The organism is Micrococcus sp. HMSC31B01 (assembly GCF_001816085.1).
GTDB lineage: Bacteria > Actinomycetota > Actinomycetes > Actinomycetales > Micrococcaceae > Micrococcus > Micrococcus luteus.
Genome location: NZ_KV825249.1, coordinates 1 through 7,075, shown reverse-complemented (window position 1 = coordinate 7,075; position 7,075 = coordinate 1). Strand labels below are relative to the sequence as shown.

The 7,075-nt window shown below is 73.3% G+C and carries 5 protein-coding genes and 1 pseudogene; 1 reads left to right on the top strand and 5 read right to left on the bottom strand.

Annotated features, from left to right (window positions below):
* Positions 1-55 precede the first annotated feature (55 nt).
* Positions 56-478, bottom strand: a complete 423-nt coding sequence (ndk, locus tag HMPREF3105_RS09085) for a nucleoside-diphosphate kinase (protein ID WP_012750845.1) — start codon at positions 476-478, stop codon at positions 56-58.
* A 75-nt stretch (positions 479-553) separates the two neighbouring features.
* Complete coding sequence (locus tag HMPREF3105_RS09080; RefSeq protein WP_353301127.1) at positions 554-898, bottom strand: DUF4233 domain-containing protein; 345 nt, start codon at positions 896-898, stop codon at positions 554-556.
* On the opposite strand from HMPREF3105_RS09080, the pseudogene HMPREF3105_RS13795 reads away from it, so the two are divergent.
* Positions 873-935 (top strand): annotated as a pseudogene (locus HMPREF3105_RS13795) (hypothetical protein); the annotation flags it as partial. The gene HMPREF3105_RS09080 and the pseudogene HMPREF3105_RS13795 overlap by 26 nt on opposite strands.
* A gap of 115 nt (positions 936-1,050) precedes the next feature.
* Here the strand turns inward: HMPREF3105_RS13795 and HMPREF3105_RS09075 are convergent.
* From HMPREF3105_RS09075 to HMPREF3105_RS09065, 3 genes are all read right to left on the bottom strand, one after another.
* The gene (locus HMPREF3105_RS09075) at positions 1,051-2,604 is read right to left on the bottom strand and encodes a bifunctional folylpolyglutamate synthase/dihydrofolate synthase (protein ID WP_070709295.1); all 1,554 of its coding nucleotides are present in this window, start codon (positions 2,602-2,604) and stop codon (positions 1,051-1,053) included.
* A complete protein-coding gene (gene ileS / locus HMPREF3105_RS09070) occupies positions 2,604-6,020 on the bottom strand; it encodes an isoleucine--tRNA ligase (protein WP_070709293.1) in 3,417 nt (1,138 codons plus the stop codon). Before ileS ends, HMPREF3105_RS09075 begins: the two co-directional genes overlap by 1 nt.
* A gap of 278 nt (positions 6,021-6,298) precedes the next feature.
* On the bottom strand, positions 6,299-6,934 hold the full coding sequence (locus HMPREF3105_RS09065) for a TIGR03085 family metal-binding protein (protein ID WP_044659087.1): 636 nt from the start codon (positions 6,932-6,934) through the stop codon (positions 6,299-6,301).
* Positions 6,935-7,075 lie beyond the last annotated feature (141 nt).

Genomic DNA, 7,075 nt, shown 5'->3' with positions numbered 1-7,075 from the left:
CGGCCGGTCACCCCACCAGGGTGACCGGCCGCCGTCGTGCGGGCCCGGAACGGGCTCAGCCGAACCAGATCGCGAGCTCGCGCTCGGCCGAGAGGGTCGAGTCCGAACCGTGGACGAGGTTCTTCTGGACGGCCTCGCCCCAGTCCCGGCCCAGGTCGCCGCGGATGGTGCCCGGGGCGGCCACGGTGGGATCGGTCTTGCCGGCCAGCGAGCGGAAGCCCTCGATCACCGAATCGCCCGTGACGCGCGCGGCCACCACGGGGCCGGAGGCCATGAACGCGACCAGCGGCTCGAAGAACGGCTTGCCCTGGTGCTCCTCGTAGTGGCGCTCCAGCATGGCGCGGGTGGGCGTGAGCATCTTCAGATCGGCGATCACGTAGCCCTTGCGCTCGATGCGCGCGAGGATCTCGCCGACCAGGTTGCGGGCCACCCCGTCCGGCTTGATGAGGACGAGGGTCTCTTCGGTGTGGTGCGTCATGGGGTGTGCTCCTAGCGTCGTCGGACGGCCGCGAGCGCGGTCCGGTTCCCGCCCCACCCTAGTGGGGCCCGGGTCTCAGCGTCCGTGCTCGGCCTCCCAGGCGGCCTCGAGGCGGTCCCGGTGGGCGTTCTCGACGTCCATGGCACCGCCCTTGATCACGGCGTACGCCCACGTCAGCGCGAAGAGGGCCCCCACCACGAACATCGAGTACTCCCAGAAGCCGGAGGCCAGCAGGACGGCCTGGATCGCCCAGCCGATCGCGATGCCGACGGGCTTGCGCACCAGGGCGCAGGTCAGCACCGCGACGACGGCCAGCGCGGAGTAGCCCGCCACGAACCACCAGGCGCCCGGCTCGTCCCGGTGCATGCCGAACAGCATGAGCCCGAGGAAGAAGATGAGCACCGCCTCGAGCATGAGGATCGTGGAGGTGAACAGGGCGCGCACGGAGCGGCGGCGCCGACGAGTGCCGGGGCGCCACTGCCGCTGGGCTCGCGTCTCGCGCGCGGGGCGCCAGGGCTCGTCGCCGAAGCGCCCCTGCTCCGTGGCGCCTCCGGTCTCCGGCTGGTCGTCGGTCATCGGTCCTCCTCCGGCCGGCGGCGGGCGCCGGCGTCGTCGCGGTCCTCGAGCAGCTCGAGGATCTCCGGGTCCAGATCGTCTTCGTCGGCGTCCGCCAGCCCGACGGCGTCGAGCAGGTCGGCGGGGTCGAGGCCGCGGGCGGCCACGGTGACAGGGCCGGCATGCCGGGGTTCGCCCACGAGGGTGCGGACCTCGGCGGCCAGGGTGATCGAGCCGAGCACGAGCACACCGCCGCCGGTGCCGGAGGCCAGTTCGTCCGCGCTCGTCTCGAGGGCCTCCGCGCGGCCGACCGCCCACTCGAGGGCGTCCGGCACGGACTCGGTGGCGTACACGTCGTCCTCGGGCCAGCCGGCGTCGACGGCCATGCGGACCAGCTCCCCCGCCGGGATGGCGCGGGCCGAGGAGGACTGCGTCACCGCGAGGTCCTCCACGTCGTCGCCGAACGCCCGGTAGAGCGCCGCCAGCATGGCCGGCGCGTCCTTCTCCTGGAGGATCCCGACGACCAGCGAGAGGCGGGTGAAGCCGAACGCCTCCTGCACCGCGCGGGCCGTGGCCCGCACGCCGTCCGGGTTGTGGGCGGCGTCCACGATGAGCGTGGGGGCGGTGCGCAGCACCTCGAGCCGGCCGGGCGAGGTGACCTGGGACAGCCCCTCGCGCAGCAGCTCCTCGTCCAGCGGCCGCTCGCCGCCGCCCAGGAACATCTCCAGGGCCGCCACGGCCACCGCGAGGTTCTGCGCCTGGTGCTCCCCGAGCAGCGGCAGGAACAGGTCCCGGTACTCGGCCGCGAGGCCGCGCACGGACACCTGCTGGCCGCCCACGGCCAGGGAGCGCTCGAGCACGCCGAACTCGACGCCCTCGAAGCGGAACGGCACGTCGGCCGCCCGCGCCGCCTCGAGCAGCGCCTGGGCGGCGTCGCGCTCCTGGGCGGCGGAGACGAGGGCGCCGCCGGGCTTGATGATGCCGGCCTTCTCCTCGGCGATCTCGGCCTCGGTCTCCCCCAGCAGATCTGTGTGGTCCAGGGAGATGGGGGTGACCACGGAGACGACGGCGTCCGCGACGTTGGTCGCGTCCGTCACACCCCCGAGGCCCACCTCCAGGACGACGACCTCGACGGGCTCGTCCGCGAACACCGCGAAGCCCAGCGTGGTGACCGCCTCGAAGTACGTCAGCGGGACCTCGCCCGCGGCCTCGAGCTCCGCGTCCACGGTCTGCACGATCGGGAGGATCTCCCCCCACACGCGCACGAAGGTCTCGTCGGCCACCGGGGCGCCGTCGATGCTGATCCGCTCCGTGACGCGCTGCAGGTGCGGCGAGGTGTAGCGCCCGGTGCGCAGCCCGTAGGCACGCAGGACGGCCTCGACCATCCGCGCCGTGGACGTCTTGCCGTTGGTGCCGGTCAGGTGGATCACCGGGGCCGCGTGCTGCGGGTCGCCGAGCAGCGCGAGCACGCGCCGCATCGGCTCGAGCCGCGGCTGCATCTTGTTCTCCGGAGCGCGGGCGAGCAGGTCCCGGTAGACCTCCTCGACCGTGCCCGGGACGTCCCCGCGCATCACGCGTCCGCCTTCGCGACGGTGACGGCCACGGTCTTCATGGCGTCGTCGGCCGGGTCCTTGCGCGGGTCGGCCGCGCCGGAGTCCACGAGCTCCAGGTCCACCGTGAGGGTCTCCTCCGCCACGAGGCCGCGGTGGGCCTCGAGCGCCGCCACCACGGCGGTGGGGCCCTCGATCCGCGTGCGCACGCGGTCGGAGACGTCCAGGCCGGCGTCCTTGCGGGCCGCCTGGACGGCGCGGACCACGTCCCGGGCGGTGCCCTCGGCGGCCAGCTCCGCGGTGACCTGCGTGTCCAGGACGAGGAAGCCGGCGGTGCCGGGCAGCACGCCCACCGTGGTCCCCTCGGGGGCACCGGTGGAGACGGTGCGCAGCTCGTAGAGCGCGGGGGCCAGGGTCACGGTCTCGCCGTCGGCGAGCGTGACCGCCAGGCCCTCGGCCGTCTCCTCGTAGGCGCCGGCGTCGACCGCCTGCTTCACGAGCGGCACCTGCCTGCCGAACGCCTTGCCGAGCTCGCGGAAGTTCAGCTTCAGCTCCGTGCCGATGCCGTAGCGGGCGATCGCCTCCTCCGAGAGCTCGGTGAGCTCGACGTCCTTGAGGTTCAGCTCGTCCGCCACGATGCGGGCGTAGGTGCCCTCGAGGCCCGCCGCGTCCGGGACGACGACGGACAGGCCGGGCAGCGGCAGGCGCACCCGGCGCCCGGCCCCCTTGCGCAGGGCCGAGCCGGCCGAGCTGATGCGGCGCACGGCGTCCATGCGGGCCACGAGGGAGTCCGCCTCGGGCCCGTGGGGGAACAGGTCGGCGTCCGGGTAGTCGGTCAGGTGGACCGAGCGGCCGCCCGTGAGACCGCGCCAGATCTCCTCGGCGATCAGCGGCATCAGCGGCGCGGCGGCCCGGGTGAAGGCCTCGAGAACGGTGTAGAGGACGTCGAAGGCGACGGTGTCCTCGTCGAAGAACCGCTCACGGGACCGGCGGATGTACCAGTTGGTCAGCGTGTCCATGAAGCCGCGCAGCGCGTCCGTGGCGTCCGAGACCTCGTAGGCGTCCAGGCCGGTCTTGACCTCCCGCAGCATGCGGCCCGTGGCGGCCAGGATGTACTGGTCCAGGGGGTCCTCGGCGGTGTGCCGCTCCTGCGCGCGGTACCCGTCGGGGCGGGCGCCGCCGTCGTGCGCGGTGTTCGCGTACAGGGTGAAGAAGTGGTAGGCGTTCCACGCCGGCAGCAGCACCTGGCGGACGCCCTCGCGGATGCCCTCCTCCGTGACGATCAGGTTGCCGCCGCGCAGGATGGGGCTGGCCATGAGGAACCAGCGCATGGCGTCCGCGCCGTCGCGGTCCAGGACCTCCGTGACGTCCGGGTAGTTGCGCAGCGACTTGGACATCTTCTGTCCGTCCGAGCCGAGCACGATGCCGTGCGAGATCACGTGGGAGAAGGCCGGCCGGTCGAACAGGGCGGTCGCCAGGATGTGCATGGTGTAGAACCAGCCGCGCGTCTGGCCGATGTACTCCACGATGAAGTCCGCCGGGTTGTGCGTGGGGAACCAGTCCGCGCGCTCGAACGGGTAGTGCACCTGGGCGTACGGCATGGAGCCGGAGTCGAACCAGACGTCCAGCACGTCCTCGACCCGGCGCATGACCGCACCGGCCGCGGCGGCCTCGGGGTCCGGGTGGGGGCGGGTGAGGTCGTCCACCCACGGGCGGTGCAGGTCCACCTCGCCCTGGGCGTTGCGCGGCAGGCGGCCGAAGGCCTCCTCGATCTCCGCGAGCGAGCCGTAGACCTCCTGGCGGGGGAAGTCGGGGTGGTCGGACTCCCACACCGGGATGGGCGAGCCCCAGTACCGGTTGCGGGAGATGGACCAGTCGCGCGCGTTGGCGACCCACGTGCCGAACTGCCCGTGCTTCACGTTGCCGGGGATCCAGGTGATCTCCTCGTTCAGCTCGAGCATGCGCTCCTTGATCTGGGTGACCTTGACGTACCAGGACGTCACCGCGCGGTAGATCAGGGGCGTGCGGCACCGCCAGCAGTGCGGGTAGGAGTGCTCGTAGGAGGCTTCGCGGGCCACGCGGCCCAGGGCGCGCAGGGCGCGGATGATCGTGCGGTTGGCCTCGAAGACCTGCACGCCGGCGATCTCGCGCAGGTCGCCGCGCCCGACGTCCTCGCGGGCGAACAGCGGCAGGAACCGGGCACCGGAGTCCACGGAGAGCAGCACGGGGATGCCGTTGGCCTCGCACACGCGCTGATCGTCCTCACCGTAGGCCGGCGCCTGGTGGACCACGCCGGTGCCGTCCTCGGTGGAGACGTAGTCGTCCACGAGGATGCGGTGGGCGCCCTCGACGCCGAGGTCACGGCCGTTGACGGTGAAGGTCTCCCCGCGGTGGGCGTCGAACACGTCCGTGAACAGCGGCGCGTAGGCCAGGCCGCCGAGGCGGGCGCCGGGGATCGTCTCGGTGACCGCGGCGCGGGCGGCGTCGGCATCGGCGTAGCCGAGCTCCCTGGCGTGGGCGCCCACCAGGTCCACGGCCAGGAGGAAGCGGTCCCCGTCCGCGGTCGCGCCCTCGGGGCCGGCCGGCACCACGGCGTACTGGATCTGGGGGCCGACGGCGAGGGCCGCGTTGGTCGGCAGCGTCCAGGGCGTGGTGGTCCAGGCCAGGACGTGGACGCCGGCCAGGTGCGCGGCGAGCGCCGCGTCGGCGCCGCCGTCGGGCACGAGGGCGGGGTCCGCCGGGAGGCCGGTGATCGGGAACGTGACGGTGACCGAGGGGTCCTGGCGCATCTTGTAGACGTCGTCGTCCATGCGCAGCTCGTGGTTGGACAGCGGGGTCTCGTCGTTCCAGCAGTAGGGCAGGACGCGGAAGCCGCGGTAGGTCAGGCCCTTGCGGTGCAGCTCGGAGAAGGCCCAGATCACGGACTCCATGAAGTCCGGGGTGAGGGTCTTGTAGTCGTTCTCGAAGTCGACCCAGCGGGCCTGGCGGGTCACGTAGTCCTGCCACTGGTCCGTGTACTTCAGGACCGAGGAGCGGCAGGCGTCGTTGAACGTGTCGATGCCCATGGCCTCGATCTCGGACTTGTCCGTCATGCCCAGCTGCTTCATCGCCTCGAGCTCGGCGGGCAGGCCGTGGGTGTCCCAGCCGAAGCGGCGCTCCACGCGGCGGCCCTGCTGCGTCTGGTAGCGGGCCACGAGGTCCTTGACGTACCCGGTGAGCAGGTGGCCGTAGTGCGGCAGGCCGTTGGCGAAGGGCGGGCCGTCGTAGAAGACGAACTCGTTCTGCGAGCCGTCCTCGTTCCGGGTGGGACGCTGGTCGATCGAGGCCTGGAAGGTGCCGTCCTCGTCCCAGTACGCCAGGATGCGGCGCTCGATCTCCGGGAAGCGCGGGGAGGCGGGGGTGCGGCCGTCAGGGGCGGAGGAGGCGAGGGGGTACACGGGGGTCCTTTGCGTCCGGGGCGTCGGTTCCGTGCAAGGACGCCCGAGGGCCCGACCCTCCGGCCGGCCGCGGACGCGGTACCACCTTGCTTGCCGGCGTCGGGAGGTCCCCGGGGTGCCGGCCGCTTGATGACTGCTGTGACGGGCTTACCCGTCCGGTTCTACTGGGGCCGTGCGGCCCGTTCTTCCGGAGGCTCGCCGGTGATGGCCGGGTCGACGCCTATGCCCGCCAGTGTAGTGGACGCTGCGCCGGCCCGTGGCCGCGGGGCCGGAGCGCGTCAGAGGGCGGTGCGCACGGCCGCCGACGCGTCGCCGTCGATCTCCACGTGCACGGCGTCCCGGCCCGAGGCCCAGAGGAGGAGCTCCCCGACCTCGCCGGTCACCGTGACGGGCGCCCGCAGCGCCACGGCCCCACGGGTGACGGTGACCGGGGCGCGACCCGGGCCCTGGAGGACCACCGGCGCCGCGGACTTACGCAGGAACAGCGGGGCCATGCGGCGCAGCGAGCGGTAGAGGGCGTCCTCCTCGTCCGGGGAGAACGAGCGCGGGGCGGGCAGCGAGCCGCTGGCCGCGGACTCGCCGCGCCGGACGTCCTCGAGGTGGATGAAGTGCTCGGCCGCGTTCACGTGCCTATCCGCCGCCCGCATGGGGTTCAGCGCCGACGGGCCCGCGGCCCACTCCCGCACGACCTCGGCGTAGTCGCGGCGCTTGGTGTCCGCGGTCAGGCGGTCGAGGTGGCGGGACAGCGGCGGGATGAACAGGGCGGCGAAGGCGTCGGGCCGGCTCTCCCGCAGCCAGAGGTGGGCGGCGAGGTCGCGGGTGCTCCAGCCGCCGCACAGGGTGGGCGCGTCGGGGCCCTTCTCGAGCAGGAGGTCAGCGAGGCGGGCACGTTCGGCTGCGGCGAAGGTGGTCATGGGCACCACGGTAGGGAGCGGGCCGCGGCGCGGGCGAGGGGTGGCCCGCGCCCCGCCGCGGGTCCACCCGACGGGAGGACTCAGCCTTCGGCGCCGAGGAGGACACCCTCCCGGGAGATGCGGGTCATCTCCTCCCGGTCC

Coding starts and splice junctions, on each gene's coding strand:
- ndk (WP_012750845.1), bottom strand. CDS start 478: ATGACGCACCACACCGAAGAGACCCTCGTCCTCATCAAGCCGGACGGG.
- HMPREF3105_RS09075 (WP_070709295.1), bottom strand. CDS start 2,604: ATGCGCGGGGACGTCCCGGGCACGGTCGAGGAGGTCTACCGGGACCTG.
- HMPREF3105_RS09065 (WP_044659087.1), bottom strand. CDS start 6,934: ATGACCACCTTCGCCGCAGCCGAACGTGCCCGCCTCGCTGACCTCCTG.